The following is a 20,024-nucleotide window of genomic DNA, read 5'->3' as shown; positions in this document are numbered from 1 at the left end:
TTATTCACAATTCTATTTATTAATCTCATTATGAGTGCCACTGTATTTTTAATACAATGAATAACTTCCTGATTGTTAAATATTATATAGCAGATTAAAACTCCATATACAATTCATTATTTATTTTGAACTGGGAGCTATCTATTTCATTATAGATAGCTTTTTTTGTTAGCCATATCGGTTTGTATAAGAAATTTCTGTACTTATTTTTTTAACATTAAAAAAATTCATAATCACAAATGTCAGATTCAAAGTAAAATTTGTCCGATTGATCAGATTTTCAGAAAAATATACCTCACAAAGTCCTGAAATTTGAATAAAAAATAAAGAGATATGAATCTTTTTTTGAAAAAATTAAAAACAAAAAATATTCTGGTTATAGTACTGGTTATCTTTATTGGCATTCAGTTTTACAGACCTGAAATTGTTCAAAACCCAATAACGGGCGAAATTCATGTTCCCAGTGATGTAAGAGCGATATTGGAGCGTTCGTGTTTCGACTGCCATTCCAATCAGACAGATCTGAAGTGGTTTGATCAGATTGCTCCTGCTTACTGGCTGGTGGCAGATCATATTAAAAAAGGAAAAGAAGGACTGAATTTCTCTGAATGGGATAAACTGGCTCCTCCTGTACAAAGTGCAAAACTTTGGGAAGCTTTTAACCAGATTAATCTGAAAGCGATGCCCCTAAAAAGCTACGAATTACTTCATCCTGAAGCAAAACTTTCTGAAAATGATATCCGCATCCTGAAAAACTATGTTACTTCTCTTGCTCCAAAGCAAAAGCCAGATACAGCAAAGATTTCTGCCTATAATAAACAATATCAGCAGGTGAATACACCACATGAAGTACCATCCAATGCTTCATTGCCAAAAGCCCTGAACGGGATCAACTATATTCCGGATTATAAAAACTGGAAACCTATAAGCACTACAGAAAGGTTTGATAATGGAACAATGCGTATCATTTTCGGAAATGATATTGCTGTAAAAGCGGCAAAAGAACATAAAACCAATCCATGGCCGGACGGAACCATATTTGCGAAAGTTGCATGGGATCAAATTATTGACAGTGATGGCAATGTTACTACCGGAGCTTTTAAGCAGGTGGAATATATGATCAAAGACTCTAAAAAGTTCGCTTCTACAAAAGGATGGGGATGGGCAAGATTTTTATCTCCCAAGCTTGAACCTTACGGAAAAAATGCAGACTTTGCCAATGAGTGTATCAACTGCCATCGCCCTATGAAAGATAATGATTTTGTATTTACATCTCCTATTAACCATTAAGCTATGAAGAATCTAATTGTTTATTTAATAACGTCCGTGCTTATTGTGAGCTGCAGTTCCAAAAAAGAGTATGAACCGTTTAATAAGAACGCTTCCCTTCCTGAAAAGTTTGATTTTAATGCGATGGATCTAAAGGTGGTAACCTCTTCCCTTCATTACAAAAAGCAGACGACGATGACCCTTTACGGAACTGCTTCGGCCATTGATGAACTGAAAGGCAATCCCGGAAAAAAAGAAAACGGAGAAAGAACTCTGACGCTGATCACATGGTCCCAGAAAGATGATCCTTATTGGTATGGCGCAAAAATTCCTGATCACCTATTGTCTGTAGAAGTGATCAAAAGTAATAAACCTTTTGCGGAACATTCAGAAATACAATATCAGAAATATGAAGGAAAGGAACTGAAAAAAGTAAATTCAGAAGGTGCCGACAGAATCAGGGCAATACTCAGCATGAAGCCTTCCATTATGCCTTAGCGGGCTTTGTAGTAATTTCAATAATAAAATATAAAAAAAATAATACTCATTAAAATTGTTAAGAAATGAAAAAAATCAAATTCAGATCAAAACTGGTAGCAGGATGCTTTGCAGCAGCAGTGTTACTTTTTACTTCCGTTGCATGTTCTAAGGATAATCAGGATGAGTCATCTGATCCTGCCGTTAAAGAAGTACAGTTGAGGAATGATGCCAGCCTTGGAAGTATATTAACAGATAAGGAGGGGCATACACTTTATTATTTTGCCAATGATGCTACTGCCGCAAACAATTGCACCGGGGGATGTGAACCGATCTGGCCCATCTTCAATGTGGATAATCTTTCATCTGAAAAATTGGGAGCAGGATTAGAACTTTCTGATTTTACAACAATAACGACGGGCTCAGGGAAAAAGCAGGTAACCTACAAAGGAAGACCTCTTTATTACTATGCACCTTTGGTAAATGGAACAAATGTGAAAGAAGATGCCGGAAAAACAGGTGGGGAAAATATCGGAGGAGTATGGTTTGTGGCAAAACCTGATTATACGATTATGCTTACCAATGCACAGCTTGTAGGACATGATGGGAAAAACTATACATCAACTTATACGGAAGGTACAGGAAAAACATTATATTTTACAGATGCCAAAGGAGTAACATTGTATACCTTTAAGAATGATAAGCAAAACAAAAATAATTTTACGGCCTCTGATTTCTCTAATAACGGAGTTTGGCCCATTTATGAAACAGATAAAATTGTAGTTCCTTCCGGATTGGATAAAACACTTTTCGGGTCTATTACGGTATTCGGAAGAAAACAACTTACTTATAAAGGATGGCCTCTGTACCATTTTGGTCAGGATAATATGGTAATGGGATCTAATAAAGGGGTTTCATTTCCTGCTCCAGGTGGTATATGGCCGGTACCGGTAAAGAATATGGCAGCAGCTATGCCTTAATTTTTTGTTTTTATAGAAATCTCAGTGCTAAATAGCGGATGTGCTGCCGTGCCGTTATTTAGCTTTTGTATCTTTGTGACTGCTTAACTGCCTGATTTTTATTTATGATCTATGCAAAATATATAAACACCAACGGAAGAAAGATATTCAGGATTGATCCGAGAATTATTCTATTTAGCGCTCTTTTTATGGGAATTCTGGCTTCATTGCCCAAAGTACTCCGCATGCATATTACCTTGGGAGAGCTGATGGTGGATTTTTCCATTTCATTTTTGTACTCTTTATTTGTATGGTATTTTAATATCTACAGTCTGCCTAAATTTTCTATTCAGAATATATCAACAAGCTTTTTCAATAAAAAGCTTGTGGTCAGCCTGTCTCTGGGAGTTGTAATGATGGCAGCCATAGTGCTTATTCATCATATTATCTTTCCAAAGTATGGATTCAACACCATGGTAGTAATGTACGAATTCAGAGGAATACTGATTAATCTGACGATTTATATGTTTCTGTATCTTTTGTATCAGACTTATAATTCACAGCAGATCAAATTTGAGCTGGAACAGATCAGAACAGATAATCTCAATGCTCAATATGAACTGTTGAAACAGCAGATTAATCCCCACTTTTTATTTAATAGTCTCAATACGCTGAAGTCTATGATTGATATAAAAGACGAGAATTCCGGAGATTTTGTAGTCAGGCTTGCGGATTTCTATCGTTTTACTTTAGACAATAGAAAAATGGATCTCATTCCCTTAAAAAAGGAACTTGCAATACTGGATGCCTATGTTTTTCTTTTAACATCAAGATTTGAAGACGGCATAGAGTTTAAGATAGATATTCCTGAAGAAATATTAAATTCCTACATTCCTCCATTTACGCTGCAGCTGCTATGTGAAAACTGTATCAAACATAATATCGTGTCACTGGCACATCCATTAGTCATAAAGCTATACAGTGAAGATGGGTATATTATTATTGAAAACAATTTCCAGCCCAAGAATATTCCACAGGAATCTGCGGGGATAGGAATTGAAAATATCAGGGAACGTTATAAGCACTTTGCTGAAAAAGAGCTGACCATATTGCAGAATGATCTTAATTTCACCGTCAAATTACCAATAGTAGATGAAAGTTTTAGTAATAGAAGATGAGATCAAAACCGCCAAGGCTTTGGGGCGGATGATTGTTGCGGTACAGCCGGAAGCTACCATAATACAATATATTGAAAGTGTTACTATGGCTGTCAAATATCTTTCTGGTACTGAGATACCGGATGTCATATTCATGGATATTCAGTTGGCAGACGGAAATTGTTTTGAAATATTCAGTCAGGTCAGGATAAACGTTCCTGTCATTTTCTGTACAGCCTTTGATGAATATGCTATAGAAGCCTTTAAAAGTAACGGAGTAGATTATATTTTAAAACCCTTCGAGAAAAAAGATATTCAGTCGGCTTTTGAAAAGATTAACAACCTTAAAAACTTCTTTCAGCATTCTCCTTCACCAGACCGGAAACTGGAAGATATACTGAATAATCTGACAACAAGAAGAGGGAAAACCAATTTCCTGGTATTTTCCAATAATAAATACAGTAATATCCCTGTTGACAAGATTGCTTGTTTTTATAGCCAGTTTGGAAGTACGGTACTGGTAACCTTTGATCAGAAGGAGTATTCAATACCACAATCTCTGGATGAAGTAGGGCAATTGGTGTCGGGAGTTCAGTTTTTTAGGATCAACAGACAGTTTCTTATCAATTTTGCAGCAATTGTGGAAGTGGAACACTATTTTTCCAGAAAGTTCCTTGTGAGCCTGAAAATTTCCGCCCCGGAAAAACCACTTGTTACAAAAGATAAAGCCTCCCGTTTCCTTCAATGGCTTGAAGAGCGCTAGGAAATCAATTAAAAAACAGAATCTATAAAATAAATCTCCGGTTATTATCGGAGAATGGTATTATGATACCAGATCTGGAATAGGATGTCTGAAGAATTCACAGAAATATAAATCCTTAAAAGAATAAGGAATAATAAAAAATGGATAAAAAAAATAATATCGTTAACGAGTTTATTAGTCGTAAATTTGGTTTTTTGGGAGAAGATTTCCTGGAAGAGGTGAGGCTTCATAGCAAATATGATAAGATAGCAGCCAAACAGGAGATCATCAATGAAGGCGGCTGGGTTAAATATGTTTTGTTCCTGATAAAAGGAGCAATTAAAGTATATTCCCTGAATGATGGAAGAGAGCTGGTGTATTATTATATAGGAGATGATGAGAACTGTCTGATGACTTTTTCATCTATATTCAATAACAACATCAGCAAAGTCAATGCTATAACAGAAGCAGATTCTGATGTGATGCTGGTTCCTCTGGCCGTTATGAACAGATGGCTGGTTGCATTTCCTGCTATTAATAGAATTTTTTTTCACGAGTATGAAAGAAGGTTTTCAGCAGTGATGAATATGATTAATGAGGCTATGTTTCATCATCTGGATACGCGTGTCCTGAACTATATTAAAAAGAAAACAGAATTGGCAGGGAATCATCCTGTAAAAGTGAAGCACAGAGAAATTGCTGCAGGATTGGGAACCTCAAGAGAAGTGGTAAGCAGGGTACTGAAAAAAATTGAAAATGAAGGAAAGATCTTCAAAAATCAAGAAGGCAAAGTATTTCTTGCAGAATATATACCCGTAAGCAAATAATTGGAGTTTTATAATTATATTAATATTAAATCATTTTTTCAAATGAAAAAAATACTTTTTATCGGGATGGTACTTATAGGAATTTTAAGCCTTTCATCATTTATTAAATCAGATGATTCTACAGGTCCGAAACCTGCAAAATCAATTTATGATTTTAAGATTGAATCCATTGATGGCGGAAAAATTGACTTTTCTGAATACAAAGGGAAATACATTCTTATTGTAAACACGGCATCCAAGTGCGGATATACTCCTCAATATAAAGGATTGGAACAGCTTTACAAAGATTACGGTGACAAACTGGTCGTTATAGGTTTCCCATCTGATAATTTTGCAGATCAGGAGTTTCATGACAATGTAGAAATCAAATCTTTTTGTGAAAAAAATTATGGAGTAACATTTCCTCTCACCACTGCTGTAGATGTAAAAGGTTCAAAAATCACTCCGGTATTTGATTATCTCACCCACAAATCTCAAAATGGAGTAATGGACTCCACCATAAGCTGGAACTTCAATAAGTTTCTGATCAGCCCGGAAGGAAAATTGCTGGAATATTTTGATTCTAAAGTGGTTCCTGAAAGTGATAAAATCACCCATTATTTCAAATAATATATTAAATATGAAATCCGACAAATTTTGCCGGATTTTTTATTGTTCAAATATAAAAGTATTAAGTTTTTGTAATTCATGGTAAATTGAAAGTCAATTCATTGTGGGTAATTTATTCAGGGGTGAAACGTCAGGTGAACTGCAGAAAAAGAGCCTAAAGCAGCAAGAAGAGTACTGGATTCTCAGCTTAATTGGTTAATCAAAGCTTAATTACAAAACAAACTTTCATTGATATTCCGTTAAGAGTAGAGGAAAGTTTACATAATTGTAAGAACACCGATACATGTATTTGAGTTTACTGAAGCTAGATGGGGTGAAAACATAAAAATGCATTGAAAAAAATATTATAACTGTAATATTCTCTCGTAATTAATTTTTGATGTTAAATAAGTATTTAAAAGTTAACGATATTAGATGTTGATTCTGTTTTTTCTAATGAAGCGGTACGACCAACAGGACATTCCCGAACTTATCCGAAGTAGATTGGCTAAGAGTCAGCAATGCTTTCCAGTTTATTAAAGATGCTGCTGTAGACTGGGATGACAGCTACATTTTGGAAGCAGAACCCAGTGATTTTATAATGATTGTCCGTAAAGCGAAAAATAAAAATGAATGGTATGTAGTAGGTATCACTAATGAAAATGAAAGAACGGTAATGATCAATTTTAACTTTCTTCCAAAAGGAAAGAAATTCGAAGAAACGATCTATGAAGAAGAAAAAAAAACAGACTGGAAAACAAGAATAATAGACTACAAAATTAATAAGAAAACAATAACTTCCAATACAGTTTTAAAAAAGAAATTAGCACAAAGTAACCAAAGTAGGAAGAAAAACCAATCCACATGGCATTATCAATTACAATAAGGCTAACTTAAACCGCTATGTAAATGATTGTATTGATAATTTACAGGTTTAAGTCTGGACCTTATTTTGTTACACTGCCCACCGGGTGAGATTTATACAGACCCATTGAGGCATTGGATACACTAAAGCAGCAGGGTAAAATTGCACATTACGGAGTGAGTGTGGAAACAGCCATCAATGCATGCCGGTTTGATATTTCAGCAGTAGAAATTATATTTAATATGTTCCGTCTCAAACCGCGTGATCTTTTTTTTGAAACTGCTGCTGAAAAAGATTTGGGAATTCTGGCAAGAATTCCTTTAGCTGTGGCTTATTAACCGGGAAATTTAATAAGCAAAAGGTATTCGCTGAGAATGACCACCGTAAGTTTAACAGAAATGGAGAAGCTTTTGATAAAGGAGAAACATTCTCAGTTGTTGATTATGAAAAGGGAATCCAAGCTGTAGAAGAACTGAAAAATGTATTAGGCAGTGAAAATTTAGCATAGAAAGCGCTGAAATTCATTTTAGTGCATAATGAAGTATCAGCTGTTATTTCTGGAGCAAGCAATCCGGCCCAAGTAAATTTTTGTTATTATAAATTCTATGTATGATGCAATAAAAAACAATACTAGGCGATTGCTTTCTCATTTTTTTGTAAATTTAGGCTATGAAAAATCAACTAGGGCTACCAAGAAATGAAGAAATCACCCAAGAATTTTTATCATTGGTTGATGAATACATAGCTGACTTACTCGAAAAAAAAATAGAAAAACAGCTTTCCACATCTGATTTTGCAGATTCACTGCATGTTGCTGGTCGACATTTAAGTAATACCCTTAAATTGACGCTAAATATTTCTCCTTGTGAGATTATTGAGACCCGCATTATTGAAGAAGTTAAGATCTTATTGACTCAGACAGACCTTTCCATTTCAGATATCAGCCATCAGTTTGCTTATAAGGATACTACAAATTTTATAAAATTTTTTAAAGGCATTGTTGGTGTTACTCCCTTGCAGTTTCGCAAGAGGGAAAAGAATAAAGAAAATAAAAAGTGATCTCATCATATTTTCTGAAGTTTGCATTATTTTAAAGAATAAAGGCAGTGTAAATTTGCTTATAATAAAAAACTTTAAATATTATGAGCAAACAAAAAAGAATTGCACTTGTTACAGGTGCAAGCAGAGGATTGGGTAAAAACATGGCTATAAATTTAGCTAAGAAAGGGATCAATGTTGTTTTTACATACCAATCAAAAAAAGAAGATGCTATGGAAACGGCGAAGGAAATTGAAAAATACGGGTGCCAAGCCGCTTTTTTACAGTTGGACGTACAAGATATCAATAGCTTCGAGCTGTTTTTTGGTAATTTAAGAACCTGTTTAAAAGATAATTTCCAAACTGATAAGATAGATTATCTTGTAAATAATGCAGGAATTGGTGCTTATGCCACCTTCGCAGAAACAACTGAAGATCAATTCGATTCGATGTTCAATATCCATATTAAGGGCGCATACTTTTTATCGCAATCAGCCATCAAAACGATGAATGACCACGGTTCTATTGTTAATATTTCCAGCGGATTGACCCGTTTTTGTACGCAGGGTTATGCAGCTTATGCAGCAGCTAAGGGAGCAGTTGAGGTTCTTACCAAATATCAGGCATCAGAACTAGGTTCCAGAGGTATACGAGTAAATGTTGTTGCCCCGGGGCCTATTGAAACAGATTTTGGAGGAGGCGTAGTTAGAGATAATAAAGATTTAAATCAAGTCATTTCTTCACAAACAGCTTTAGGGCGTGTTGGACTGCCCGATGATATAGGAAGTGTTGTAGCATTTCTATGTACAGATGAATCAAAATGGATCAATGCACAACGCATAGAAGTTTCAGGAGGCTATTATTTATAGCCCAAAATTCATAAACTAATATGTTTTGCAATCCAAAAGTAAAAATTCCATGTTTTTTAACACATTTGAAAAACATGGAATGTCAAAACTCCATTGCTTATCGAACGTAATTTTTGTTTCGATATTGCTCTGAGCCTTTTAACACTTATAAAATATTAACCTTAAATGACATGGAAAATCAATATAAAAATATTTTTGATAAGCAAAAAGCTTATTTTTTGACAGACACTACTAAAAGTTACGAATGGCGGATTGATCAACTGTCTCGTCTCTAGAATTTGATAAAAGATAATGTTTCAGCATTGAAGAAAGCACTTGGTAAAGATTTCAAAACTGCCGAATTTGAACTGGAATAGGAAATCCTTGCAAGCTTAGGTGCAATTGAAGAGAATAAATATCAATTGAGAGAATAGATGACACCTGAATCCTTAACATTACCAAAAAAAATGATAGATAATGGACATAAGGGTAATATTTATCATGAGCCATATGGTGTAACCTTTATAGTTGGTCCTTTCAATGCCCCAATTGTTTTATTTTAGCAAATATGCAAAAGGGCAATGTGAAGGGAGTAACAGCGACGCACTACACATTATAGAATACATTTACCGCCACGATAGCAGTACGGGAAAACAAATAGCAAAGGCATTTAGTATAAGTCCGCCAGCGATTTCCAGGCAGCTTAAATTTCTCATCGAAAATGGTCTGATTAGTGAGCAACAATCACAAGCACACCGCAGGATATTCAACCTCAGCGTAACAGACAAAGGCAAGTTTATTGTTGAAAATTCCGAGAATTTCAGGGAGACTGCAGCTAAACAAGCTGGTAAGGTCTTTAATAACACCGAGTTGGTAACTTTAACATCACTGCTATCAAAATTTATCGAATCTTATAACAAGCCTATTGATTAAGATCTTTAAGACTGCCATTCAGCCACTCAATGCCGAATACTCAGTGTTTGATTTTTGCATCAAAGCATTTGATTTTCGCAACACTCTCAATATCCATGTCCGTAATTTTGTAAAAAACAAGTTGTTATGGAATTAAACAATGTTAAAGCTGTTGTTACAGGTGGAACAAGCGGGATTGGATATGAAGCCGCAAAGGTTTTAAAAGAGCTAGGAGCTGAAGTAGTAATTTGCGGCACAAACGAGCTCAAAGTGGATAAAACATCTAAAGAACTTGGCGTGTATGGCGTTAAAGCTAACGTAATGATAGAAGAAGAGGTGGTGGCTTTATTTGATTATGCCAAAGAGAAGATGGGAGCGGTAAATGTATTAATCAGTAATGCAGGAATAGGAAAATTTGCTTCACTAGTAGAAACTACAGTAGAAGATTTTCAGAAAGTTTGGGAAGTAAATGTCCGAGGGCTTTTTCTGTCTGGAAGAGAAGCTGCAAAGCATTTTATGGAGAAACGGTATGGAAACATAATCAATATTGGTTCTACAGCTTCACTTCGCGGATATGCAAATGGGTCTTCTTATGTAGCAAGCAAATTCGCGGTATCCGGCCTAACAGAATGCTGGCGTGCTGAATTAAGACCATATAATGTAAGGGTCATGCAGATCAATCCAAGTGAAGTAATCACTGATTTTCTAATTAAAGAAGGCCGGGAAATAACAAATGAAGCCAATAAGCTCAAACCGAAAGAGATTGCGCATTTAATTGTGAATATGTTAAGTATGAGTGACATAGGATTTATTCCTGATGCATCTGTATGGGCTACTAACCCCTAGTAACTTAAATGATAAGATTTATGGAAAGAGTAACACAAGCACAGCAGTTTTTTGATGATAAATTAATCTGGATGCCGGATCACCTGCAAAGAGAGATCGGCCAATTTAATGTTTTTCCGATATACAGCACGCCCACAAATAAGATCAATTGTCAGCCTTACAACAGAAAAGGATTTTATAAGATTAGCTTATTGAAGGGACGTACAAAATTTTCTTATGCAGATAAAGGCTTAGAATTTAAGGATAGTGCGCTTCTATTTTCAAACCCCAACATACCGTATTCTTGGGAACTGTTGGATGAGGAACAAACGGGATATTTCTGTGTATTTACAGAAGGTTTTTTCAATCATTTCGGCAATATCAACGATTATCCTGTGTTTAAACCTGGAAACATTCCTTTGTTTGAACTAAATGAAGAACAAGAAGAGCAGATCGGCATTATCTTCAAAAAGATGATCGCAGAGATTGAATCAGATTATTTTTACAAATATGACGCCATACGGGCATTGGTTTTTGAGCTTATTCATCTTGCGCTAAAATTAACACCTATCAAAAGTAATCCTGTTGACGATTCAAATGCGTCTTTGCGAATAACTTCATTGTTCACAGAGTTATTGGAACGTCAGTTTCCAATAGAATCACCAAGACAACAGATTAAGTTAAGACATCCCATTGAGTTTGCCGACAATCTTTCTGTACACGTCAACCATTTGAACCGGTCATTAAAAAAAGTTACAGGAAAGACTACATCGCAATTTATTTCTGAAAGAATAATGCAGGAAGCCAGAAGTTTACTTCAACATACCGACTGGAATATTTCTGAAATTTCCTGGTGCTTGGGATTTGAAGAACTACCTCACTTTATTAATTTTTTTAAAAAGGCGGAGACTTCCACACCCAAACATTATCGTAATAGCCATTTGTAAACATCAAGGCACAAAAACAACGTTTTGCTTTAGTAGCAAGAGAAGTGACTGTATGTAGAGACATACGGTCGATATACATTTTAAAATTTTAATACTATGTTAGAAAAATCAATAACGATGAAAGCGTGGCAATTACATGCTTTCGGTTTGGAGAACCTGACACTTGATGAGGTAGCAGTTCCAACGCCGGGACCTAATGATATCTTAATTAAAGTAGGCGCGGTTTCTCTTAATTTTAGAGATAAGGCAATTGTAGATGGCATTTATGAACCGGAAATGATTCCTAAACCACTAATCCCTGTATCAGATGCAGCAGGAACGGTGGTAGAAATTGGGGCAAATGTAACTCGTTTCAAGATTGGAGATAGAGTCACCTCTCACCTATACTCAAAGTGGATTGACGGACAACCCGCACCTAATGAACCCGATTTCTGCTTTGGTGCCCCCCTGCCGGGTGGATTGGCTCAGTATATGCTTATCCACGAAGAATCTGCGGTCAACGTTCCATCATACCTGACAGATGAGGAGGCGTCTACACTTCCTATTGCGGCATTGACTGCATGGTTTTCACTCGTGACATACGGTAATCTGAAAGCCGGAGAAACAGTACTGATACAAGGTACTGGAGGTGTATCCATTTTCGGGATACAAATAGCCAATGCTTTGGGTGCAAAAGTAATCGTGACTACCAGCAGTGATCGAAAAGGAATTAAGGCACGTGAACTTGGAGCACAGGAAATTATCAATTATGTAAAAACAGCAGATTGGGCGGCCGAAGTTACCAAACTGACCAATGGACAGGGTGCTGACCATTTACTCGAAGTCGTAGGCGGTGAAGGTCTCAATCATTCTGTTCTGGCCACAAGAGTTGGCGGCCAAATCTCGCTTATCGGTTTCCTGACAGGACAAAAGACAAATTTTGATCTAATGCCTGTGATATTCAGACAAACCAATATTCAGGGTATTGCCGTTGGGCACAGAGCAGCATTTGAAGAAATGAATAAAGCCTTTGTACAGCATCACATTAAGCCTGTAATAGACACCATATATAACTTCGAGGACGCGGTCAAAGCTTATGAACACCTTGGTCGTGGTGCGTTCGGAAAAATAGTAATCAAGGTTTCATAAATTGATCAAAGTAATATTTTCGGATATCCAATAGGTATAAATGTTCAATAAATTAGTTATGGAAACCTATCCCGTTGATAAGATCTACCGCCAGATAGAGCCAGGATCTGTTTTGCTCGTATGTACGCAAAATAAGGGTGTACCCAATGTTATGACTATGGGATTTCAAATGATGATACAGCACGATCCTCCTTTGATCGGAGCAATTGTTGGTCCTTGGGATTACAGTTATAAGGCGCTCGTGAAAAACAAGGAATGTGTTTTATCTATTCCCGGTATTGATATCATTGAAAAAGTTGTGGACATAGGTAACTGTTCTGGCGACAGAGATAACAAGTTTGAGAAATTTAACCTAACCATTACACCGGCAAGCATTGTCCGAGCTCCTATGATCGAAGATTGCCTGCTTAATATTGAATGCAAGGTTGTCAATACCGAACTCGTTGACCGATATAATCTTTTTGTACTGGAAGCGGTAGCTGCCTGGAAAAACCCTGAGAAAGATAAAATAAAACCTTTTCATCATCACGGCAATGGGATATTTTCAACAGAAGGTGAGTCTATCAATCTTCAGGACAGAATGACAAAATGGAAAATATTTCAGGACTGAAGAACTTCTGGTTTCTTATTAAAGATGTTACAATAACGCGATTTAGTTTTCAAGTTTTAGCAAATAACGATTACATACTAGTTGATAATTAATAAAGAGACTGTTCTCAACCATGAGACAGTCTTTTTCTTTTTTTGTAGGCTATCAAAATTATTTTCAGGCATATTAGTACAGGAGATTTAGTATTTGATAGGCTGTTTGAAATTTGCATTTTTTGGTTTCATCTGCGCATCCGCCACCTCTGAAGCGGTATCTACCTTTGTATCAAACAATAATAAAAATGATACAGTACAAAAAATTACTTGAGCCTTTTCAATTGACAAAAGGAATACAAATCAAGAATAGGATTGCAATGGCCCCTATGACTACATGGGCAGGAAATGATGATTTCACCATTTCGGATGAAGAAGTAGAATGGTATAAAGCACGTGTAAAAGGTGTAGGATTGGTTATTACCGGCTGTACGCATGTAACCCCGGAAGGAATTGGTTTTACCCATGAATTTGCCGGATATGATGATAGCTTTATCCCTAGTCTGAAAAAATTAGCTGATGCAGCAAAAAGTGACGGTGCTCCTGCAATACTGCAGGTTTTTCACGCAGGAAACAAAGCAGTCACAGACTTGATCCCGAGCCGGGATGTTGTAAGTGCCAGTGCTATAAAATCAGAGGTAACCCCTTTTACTCCTGTTGATCTGTTAACTCCCAGAGCTTTGGAGGAAAATGAAATCTGGGATATTATCAAAGCTTTTGGTGCTACTGCCCGCAGAGCGATAGCAGCAGGATTTGATGGTATTGAAATACATGGTGCTCATGGTTTCCTGAATCAAAACTTTTTATCTCCGATGTTCAATCAGCGTAAAGATCAATGGGGTGGTTCAATTGATAACCGTCTGCGTTTTTCTACTGAGGTAGTTCGTGAGGTGAGACGTGTTATTGCCGAGTATGCTGATCGTCCATTTGCATTGGGTTTCCGTATCTCTCCTGAAGAATTGCCTAAAGAAGGATTAAGATTACCCGATAGTTTGGCTTTGGTTGATAGATTGATTCAGGAACAGGTAGATTATCTTCATTTCTCATTGTTCCAGGTTTTGACACAAAAACCACTGGACAGCGATACCGGTAAAACTATCACTGAAGTATTGACTTCTTATGTTAACAACCGTATACCAGTAATTGCAGCGGGACAGGTGACCACACCCACAGAAGCCGACCAAGCCTTAAGCCTGGGACTGGATTTGATAGCCATCGGAAGAAGTATCGTAGTCAACCCAAAATGGGCACAATGGGCCAATGAAGGAAATGAGGATCAAATAACAATGATTCTGGATACAGAACGAGCTGCTGAGAAGAAAATTCCTGAAAAACTGATGACGATTGTTCATTACGCCAAGGGATGGATCAAGACTACGGAAGAGGCAACAGCATAACATTTTTAAAGTAAAGGAACAATAAAAAAGTCAAAAAATCATGGAATACAAAGCATTAGGTAATACAGGATTATTGGTTTCCCAACTTTGCCTGGGAACAATGACGATGGGCTCAGGTTCTGGTGTCTATTCACATATAGGTGATGTTGGACAAGCAGACGCAAACAACCTTATAAAAGTAGCTTTAGAGGCAGGTATAAATTTCTTCGATACAGCCGATGTTTATTCGTCCGGGGAAAGCGAGAAAACACTTGGTCATGCGTTGAAAGATCTTGGTATTCTTCGAAAAGATATAGTGCTGGCTACAAAATTTTACAGCCGTATAGGTCCGGGCCGCAACGACGTTGGTGCATCGCGCAAGCATATAATGGATGCCATTGAATCAAGCCTAAAAAATCTACAAACAGATTATATTGACCTTTACCAAATTCATGCGAACGATGTACTCACTCCTACAGATGAGATATTGCGTACGCTGGATGATCTGGTCACCCAGGGTAAAGTGCGTTACATCGGCTGCTCCAATTGGCAAGCCTGGAAATTAGCGCAGTCATTAGGTATTTCGGGATTAAAGAATACTGTTAGGTTTGAATCATTGCAAGCTTACTATTCCCTTGCAGGAAGAGATCTTGAAAGAGAAATTGTTCCCCTGCTGGAAAATGAAAAACTGGGACTGTTAGTATGGAGCCCCTTAGCCGGTGGATTGTTGTCGGGAAAATTCAGCAGGGAAAACCAAAAGCCGGAAGGATCAAGACGTACTACATTCGATTTCCCCATTGTAGATAAAGAACGTGCATGGAACATCCTCGATGTAATTTTCCCCATTGCCGAAAAATACGACTGTAGCGCAGCACGTGTAGCATTGGCCTGGTTGCTTTCAAAGCCAGTAGTAACTTCTGTGATCGTGGGTGCAAAACGTGCCGAACAACTGCAAGATAACATCGCAGCAACTGAACTAAAGCTTACAGATGAAGAAATCAAACAGCTGGATGCGATAAGTGAACTTCCCGCTGAATATCCCGGATGGATGTTAGCTACACAAGGAGCTGACCGTCTCGGCGAAGTTGACCTATGGTCTAATCGTTCGTAAAAACAGGACGTTTATTAAGCTATAGAAGATTTTATTCACCTAAAAAATAAATAAAAATGAACACAGAAAATATTGCGGAAAAATTTACCGCTAAAGCAATAGAAGGAAAAACTGTTATTGTAACCGGTGCTGCAAACGGCATTGGTCGTGCTGAAGCTGAATTGCTGGCGCTTTCAGGAGCCAAAGTTGTATTCACTGATCTTGACGATAGCAAAGGAGAAGAAGCCATAAAACCATTTGGTAAAAAGGCGGTCTACTTCCATCATGATGTAACTAAACCTGCTGATTGGAAAAACGTGGTTGAGCAAACAATCAAGCTATTTGGAAGAATAGATGGACTGGTTAATAATGCGGGTATCTATTTGCCCGGATCGATTGAAGACGTGACCGAAGAAACACTTGAAAGGCAAATCAGCGTGAACCAAAAGGGAACATTTTGGGGTATTCAATACGCTGCGGAAGCAATGAAGAAAACGGGTGGTTCCATCGTCAACACGTCTTCTATATGTGGCATCAGGGGGTTGGCAGGTTGTATTATATACAATTCTACCAAATGGGCAATCAGGGGTATTACCAAAACGGCAGCAAGTGAATTGGGGCAATATAAAATCAGGGTGAACGCCGTTTTGCCAGGATTTGTAGAGACCAACATTATCTCTGTAAACGCACCTGAAATGAACGAGCAAGCAGCACGTGATGCCGCTTTAGGCCGTTTAGGACAACCACAAGATATCGCTTATCTGGTAAGGTATCTTATTTCGGATGAAAGTTCTTTTGTTACTGGAAGCGATTTCCTTATTGACGGAGGCTGGACACTTTAATAAATCTAGCAGAGTGAAAACGCTGCATTTTTAACAATCATAAAAAATAAAAACATGAAATACAACTATGTAGGAAACACAGGACTGATGGTATCAGAACTTTGTTTTGGAACAATGACATTCGGCGGTCAAAATGCCGGTATATGGGAAAATATTGGAAAGTTACAGCAAAGCGAAGTCAATGAATTAATGAAATCGGTCATTGATGCCGGTATCAATTTCATTGATACAGCCAATGTGTATTCCTTTGGACAGTCGGAGCAACTACTGGGTCAATCCCTTAAAGACCTTGCTGTACCAAGAGATCAAATGATTATCGCTACAAAGGTAATGGGTATTATGGATGATAGTCCCAACGGCAGGGGGCTTTCGCGCTATCATATCTTCAATTCAGTTGATGCCAGTCTGAAGCGCTTGCAACTGGATCACATAGACATTCTTTATGTACATGGGGTCGATTTTAAAACAGATCTTGAAGATATTGTCCGTAGTTTGAATGACATCGTAGAAACAGGCAAGGTGCGTTATATCGCCATCTGCAACTGGCCTGCATGGATGGTTGCAAAGGCCCAGGCCATTGCTCACTATAATGGCTGGCATAAATTTATCGGACTTCAGTACCACTATGCAGCTGTTACCCGTGATATTGAGCACGAACTGGCACCAATGGCCCAAGATCATAATCTGGCAATTTTTCCTTGGAGTCCTCTTGCCGGAGGTTTTCTTACCGGAAAATTCACAAGAGATCAATCAAGCGAAGGCTCGCGCCGGGCAAATTTCGATTTTCCCCCTGTTAATAAAGAAAAAGCATACGACCTGGTGGATGTTATGAAGGAAATCGGTCAGCAATATGATGCTTCGGTGGCACAGGTTGCCCTGGCTTGGGTAAGGCAGCAAACCGGCATCACAAGTACCATCATCGGGGCTAAAACAATTGACCAGTTGAAAGACAATATCCAATCTGTAAATATCCAACTATCAGCAGACGATTTAAATAAGATAGATACTGTCAGCCCGCTGCCGCTTCAATACCCTGGTTGGATGATCAGGAATCAAAGCGGTTACAGAATTTAATCATTAAATATATTTACGATGGAAAATCAATTCAAGAGCATCTTTGAAAAGCAAAAAACTTATTATTTGACTGATGCTACCAAAACTTATGAATGGCGGATTGATCAGCTTACCCGCCTTGAGAATATGATCAAAGAAAATGTTCAGGTTTTTAAAGAAGCGTTAGCAAAGGATTTCAAAACCGCAGAATTTGAACAGGATCAGGAGATCTTTGCCAGTTTGGGAGCCATTGAGGAAACTAAACAAAGCCTGAAGAAATGGATGGAGCCAGAATTGGCAGAGCTTCCAAAAAGAATGTCAGATACCGGACACAAAGGCTACATATATCGTGAACCCTATGGAGTTTCCCTTATTGTAGGTCCTTTTAATGCACCTGTAGTATTAATTATCGACCCTTTGCTGGCTGCTTTGTCTGCCGGTAACACGGCTATTGTCAAACCATCAAATTCCTCATCCGCAGTTGCGGCCCTTTTCGCTCAATTAATAGCTCAGTATTTCAATGAAGAGTGTGTAACGGCAGTGCAGGGAAATAGAGAGGCCATGACTCAGCTACTAGAGTTGCCCTTCGATTTTATTTTCTTTACCGGAAGCATCCAGGTAGGTAAAATTGTGATGAAAGCCGCTGCCGAAAATTTAACCCCTGTGCTATTGGAACTGGGTGGGCAGAATGCGGTAATAGTAGATCAGACCGCAAATTTAAAAGAAGCGGCACGTAAAATAACATGGGGCGCAACAGCTTTCGCAGGTCAATGGTGTGTTTCGCCCGGCTATGTTTATGTACACCAATCTATAGCTCAAGAATTCGTTTCTGAATGCAAAATTGCATTGGATGAACTCTATGGTAGGGATGCTTCGAAAAGCGATGATTATTCAAGGATCATTTCTGAGAAGGATGTCTTACGTCTGGCTGAAGTAATTAAAGGAGCTAACATAGTTTATGGAGGTACCTTCGATATCGAAAATCGCTATTTTGAGCCAACTCTGGTATTTCCTGCTTCATGGGAAGAAAAGGTGCTGGAAGAAGAGATATTTGGCCCTATTCTTCCAATTATCCCATACGATGATATTGCAACAGCAATTAAAGTAATCAAGGAGAAACCAAAAGGATTAGCAGCCTATATATTCAGCAGAGATGAACAGGCTATTGACCGTTTTATCAACAGTGTTTCTTCCGGAGGTGGAGCCGTTAATCAAACTAATATGCAAGTATTCCTGACCTCCTTACCTTTTGGTGGTGTAGGAACTTCAGGATTAGGAAAATACTTCGGAAAACGAGGATTCGATAGTTTGTCAAACATTAAGTCCATTCTCTTTTCCGATCCGGATGTTACTATAAACGACTTCCTGCCACCTTTTACAGAAAACAAAAAGAAAGATTACCTAACGTGGTTTCTACCTGAATAGGCCTGGGGTATGAAGAAACGTAATCTTATTTTATCTACTTATAACTGAGCTGTAAAGTTAAAATGTTTGAGCTGTTTAGAAATGTAGGAATGTAAAAATAGAAGAACCTTTGTAGTATAATTTAATTTAAAAATATTATAAAATGAAAAAGCAAAAAGTATGGTTAGTTACCGGTGCTTCCCGTGGATTCGGGTTGGAAATCGTCAAAGCTGCTCTTGCTGCAGGTGATAAAGTAGTAGCAACAGTACGTAGTAATCCGGAAAAACTACAAGCTCAATTGAATAATGAAAATCTGTTTGTGACTATTCTGGACGTTACAAATGAGCAACAAGCGAAAGAAGTAGCGAATCTTTCCACGGAGAAATTTGGAAGGATCGATGTATTGGTCAATAATGCCGGATTTGGATTATTAAGCGCCGTGGAAGAGGCGAGTGACACGGAAGTTAAAGCCAATTATGAGGCAAATGTATTTGGATTATTGAATGTCACTCGCGCAGTATTGCCTTATATGCGTAAGGAACGCAAAGGACATATTATTAACCTCTCTTCGGTAGGTGGACTGACGGGAATCATAGGATGGGGACTATATGGTTCCACTAAGTTTGCGGTGGAAGGAATAACAGAAGCATTATCAAAAGAGCTGGCTCCCTTGGGCATTTATGCTACAGCGGTAGAACCTGGTTTCTTCCGTACAGACTTCCTTGATCAATCATCGCTTACAAGATCAGCCAATAGTATTGAAGATTACGCGGAAACTGTTGGTGATATGCGAAGCTATGCTACCCAGGTAAATCAAAAACAGCCAGGTAGTGCAGAGAAACTGGCACAAGCCATCCTCAAAATAGCTGATGCTGAAAAACCTCCTGTTCACTTGCCTTTGGGAAAAGATACACTGCAACTTTTCAAAGAAAAGATGGATACGTTTAATGCAGATATTGAGGCTTGGCATGAAGTGATCATCGGCACAGACCATGATGATGTTATTGCCTAACGTATCAGTGGTTAAATATAGGT

Annotated in this window: 22 protein-coding genes; all 22 read left to right on the top strand. The window is 37.8% G+C overall.

From position 1 onward, the window contains the following. The first annotated feature begins 333 nt into the window (after positions 1–333). The 22 genes from ACL9RH_RS08185 to ACL9RH_RS08080 all read left to right on the top strand — a co-directional run bounded on the left by ACL9RH_RS08185 (position 334) and on the right by ACL9RH_RS08080 (position 20,001). Positions 334–1,290 (top strand): heme-binding domain-containing protein, encoded by a 957-nt coding sequence (locus tag ACL9RH_RS08185; RefSeq protein ID WP_422692873.1) that lies wholly within the window; start codon positions 334–336, stop codon positions 1,288–1,290. A 3-nt stretch (positions 1,291–1,293) separates the two neighbouring features. Then, positions 1,294–1,767, top strand: a complete 474-nt coding sequence (locus tag ACL9RH_RS08180) for a hypothetical protein (RefSeq protein WP_422692872.1) — start codon at positions 1,294–1,296, stop codon at positions 1,765–1,767. 65 nt (positions 1,768–1,832) lie between these two features. Next, positions 1,833–2,726: a hypothetical protein gene (locus ACL9RH_RS08175; RefSeq protein ID WP_422692871.1), complete on the top strand. Its 894-nt coding sequence runs from the start codon at positions 1,833–1,835 to the stop codon at positions 2,724–2,726. Positions 2,727–2,830: 104 nt separating this feature from the next. After that, complete coding sequence (locus tag ACL9RH_RS08170) at positions 2,831–3,883, top strand: sensor histidine kinase (RefSeq protein ID WP_422692870.1); 1,053 nt, start codon at positions 2,831–2,833, stop codon at positions 3,881–3,883. After that, positions 3,858–4,625, top strand: coding sequence for a LytR/AlgR family response regulator transcription factor (locus tag ACL9RH_RS08165; RefSeq protein ID WP_422692869.1), 768 nt, complete (start codon positions 3,858–3,860; stop codon positions 4,623–4,625). Before ACL9RH_RS08170 ends, ACL9RH_RS08165 begins: the two co-directional genes overlap by 26 nt. Positions 4,626–4,765: 140 nt before the next feature. Further along, positions 4,766–5,431, top strand: a complete 666-nt coding sequence (locus ACL9RH_RS08160; RefSeq protein ID WP_422692868.1) for a Crp/Fnr family transcriptional regulator — start codon at positions 4,766–4,768, stop codon at positions 5,429–5,431. Positions 5,432–5,473: 42 nt separating this feature from the next. Further along, positions 5,474–6,040, top strand: coding sequence for a glutathione peroxidase (locus ACL9RH_RS08155; RefSeq protein WP_422692867.1), 567 nt, complete (start codon positions 5,474–5,476; stop codon positions 6,038–6,040). Positions 6,041–6,554: 514 nt separating this feature from the next. Next, positions 6,555–6,905, top strand: a complete 351-nt coding sequence (locus tag ACL9RH_RS08150) for a glycoside hydrolase family 97 C-terminal domain-containing protein (RefSeq protein WP_422693691.1) — start codon at positions 6,555–6,557, stop codon at positions 6,903–6,905. Between the two features lie 113 nt (positions 6,906–7,018). Beyond that, positions 7,019–7,222 carry an aldo/keto reductase gene (locus ACL9RH_RS08145; RefSeq protein ID WP_422692866.1) on the top strand — a complete coding sequence of 68 codons (204 nt, stop codon included), beginning with the start codon at positions 7,019–7,021 and terminating at the stop codon, positions 7,220–7,222. Positions 7,223–7,553: 331 nt separating this feature from the next. Further along, positions 7,554–7,943 carry a helix-turn-helix domain-containing protein gene (locus ACL9RH_RS08140; protein WP_422692865.1) on the top strand — a complete coding sequence of 130 codons (390 nt, stop codon included), beginning with the start codon at positions 7,554–7,556 and terminating at the stop codon, positions 7,941–7,943. Positions 7,944–8,026: 83 nt separating this feature from the next. Continuing rightward, entirely contained in the window at positions 8,027–8,791 is a 765-nt protein-coding gene (locus ACL9RH_RS08135) for an SDR family oxidoreductase (RefSeq protein WP_422692864.1), read from the top strand. A gap of 519 nt (positions 8,792–9,310) precedes the next feature. Further along, complete coding sequence (locus tag ACL9RH_RS08130; RefSeq protein WP_422692863.1) at positions 9,311–9,703, top strand: MarR family winged helix-turn-helix transcriptional regulator; 393 nt, start codon at positions 9,311–9,313, stop codon at positions 9,701–9,703. Between the two features lie 126 nt (positions 9,704–9,829). Then, positions 9,830–10,528 (top strand): SDR family oxidoreductase, encoded by a 699-nt coding sequence (locus ACL9RH_RS08125; RefSeq protein ID WP_422692862.1) that lies wholly within the window; start codon positions 9,830–9,832, stop codon positions 10,526–10,528. 20 nt (positions 10,529–10,548) lie between these two features. After that, on the top strand, positions 10,549–11,454 hold the full coding sequence (locus ACL9RH_RS08120; RefSeq protein ID WP_013407060.1) for a helix-turn-helix domain-containing protein: 906 nt from the start codon (positions 10,549–10,551) through the stop codon (positions 11,452–11,454). 117 nt (positions 11,455–11,571) lie between these two features. Continuing rightward, positions 11,572–12,582, top strand: a complete 1,011-nt coding sequence (locus ACL9RH_RS08115) for a zinc-dependent alcohol dehydrogenase family protein (RefSeq protein WP_422692861.1) — start codon at positions 11,572–11,574, stop codon at positions 12,580–12,582. A 40-nt stretch (positions 12,583–12,622) separates the two neighbouring features. After that, complete coding sequence (locus ACL9RH_RS08110) at positions 12,623–13,192, top strand: flavin reductase family protein (RefSeq protein WP_422692860.1); 570 nt, start codon at positions 12,623–12,625, stop codon at positions 13,190–13,192. A gap of 280 nt (positions 13,193–13,472) precedes the next feature. Continuing rightward, positions 13,473–14,621 (top strand): NADH-dependent flavin oxidoreductase, encoded by a 1,149-nt coding sequence (locus ACL9RH_RS08105; protein WP_422692859.1) that lies wholly within the window; start codon positions 13,473–13,475, stop codon positions 14,619–14,621. A gap of 40 nt (positions 14,622–14,661) precedes the next feature. Further along, a complete protein-coding gene (locus ACL9RH_RS08100) occupies positions 14,662–15,711 on the top strand; it encodes an aldo/keto reductase (protein ID WP_422692858.1) in 1,050 nt (349 codons plus the stop codon). A gap of 56 nt (positions 15,712–15,767) precedes the next feature. Further along, entirely contained in the window at positions 15,768–16,532 is a 765-nt protein-coding gene (locus ACL9RH_RS08095) for an SDR family NAD(P)-dependent oxidoreductase (protein ID WP_422692857.1), read from the top strand. 54 nt (positions 16,533–16,586) lie between these two features. Then, the gene (locus tag ACL9RH_RS08090) at positions 16,587–17,606 is read left to right on the top strand and encodes an aldo/keto reductase (protein WP_422692856.1); all 1,020 of its coding nucleotides are present in this window, start codon (positions 16,587–16,589) and stop codon (positions 17,604–17,606) included. An 18-nt stretch (positions 17,607–17,624) separates the two neighbouring features. Then, entirely contained in the window at positions 17,625–19,010 is a 1,386-nt protein-coding gene (locus ACL9RH_RS08085; protein ID WP_422692855.1) for an aldehyde dehydrogenase family protein, read from the top strand. Positions 19,011–19,152: 142 nt separating this feature from the next. Further along, positions 19,153–20,001 carry an oxidoreductase gene (locus tag ACL9RH_RS08080; protein WP_422692854.1) on the top strand — a complete coding sequence of 283 codons (849 nt, stop codon included), beginning with the start codon at positions 19,153–19,155 and terminating at the stop codon, positions 19,999–20,001. Positions 20,002–20,024: the final 23 nt, after the last annotated feature.

The sequence above is a fragment of the Chryseobacterium sp. Mn2064 genome (genome assembly GCF_049319685.1).
Taxonomy (GTDB): domain Bacteria; phylum Bacteroidota; class Bacteroidia; order Flavobacteriales; family Weeksellaceae; genus Chryseobacterium.
This window is presented reverse-complemented; position numbering and strand designations above follow the sequence as displayed.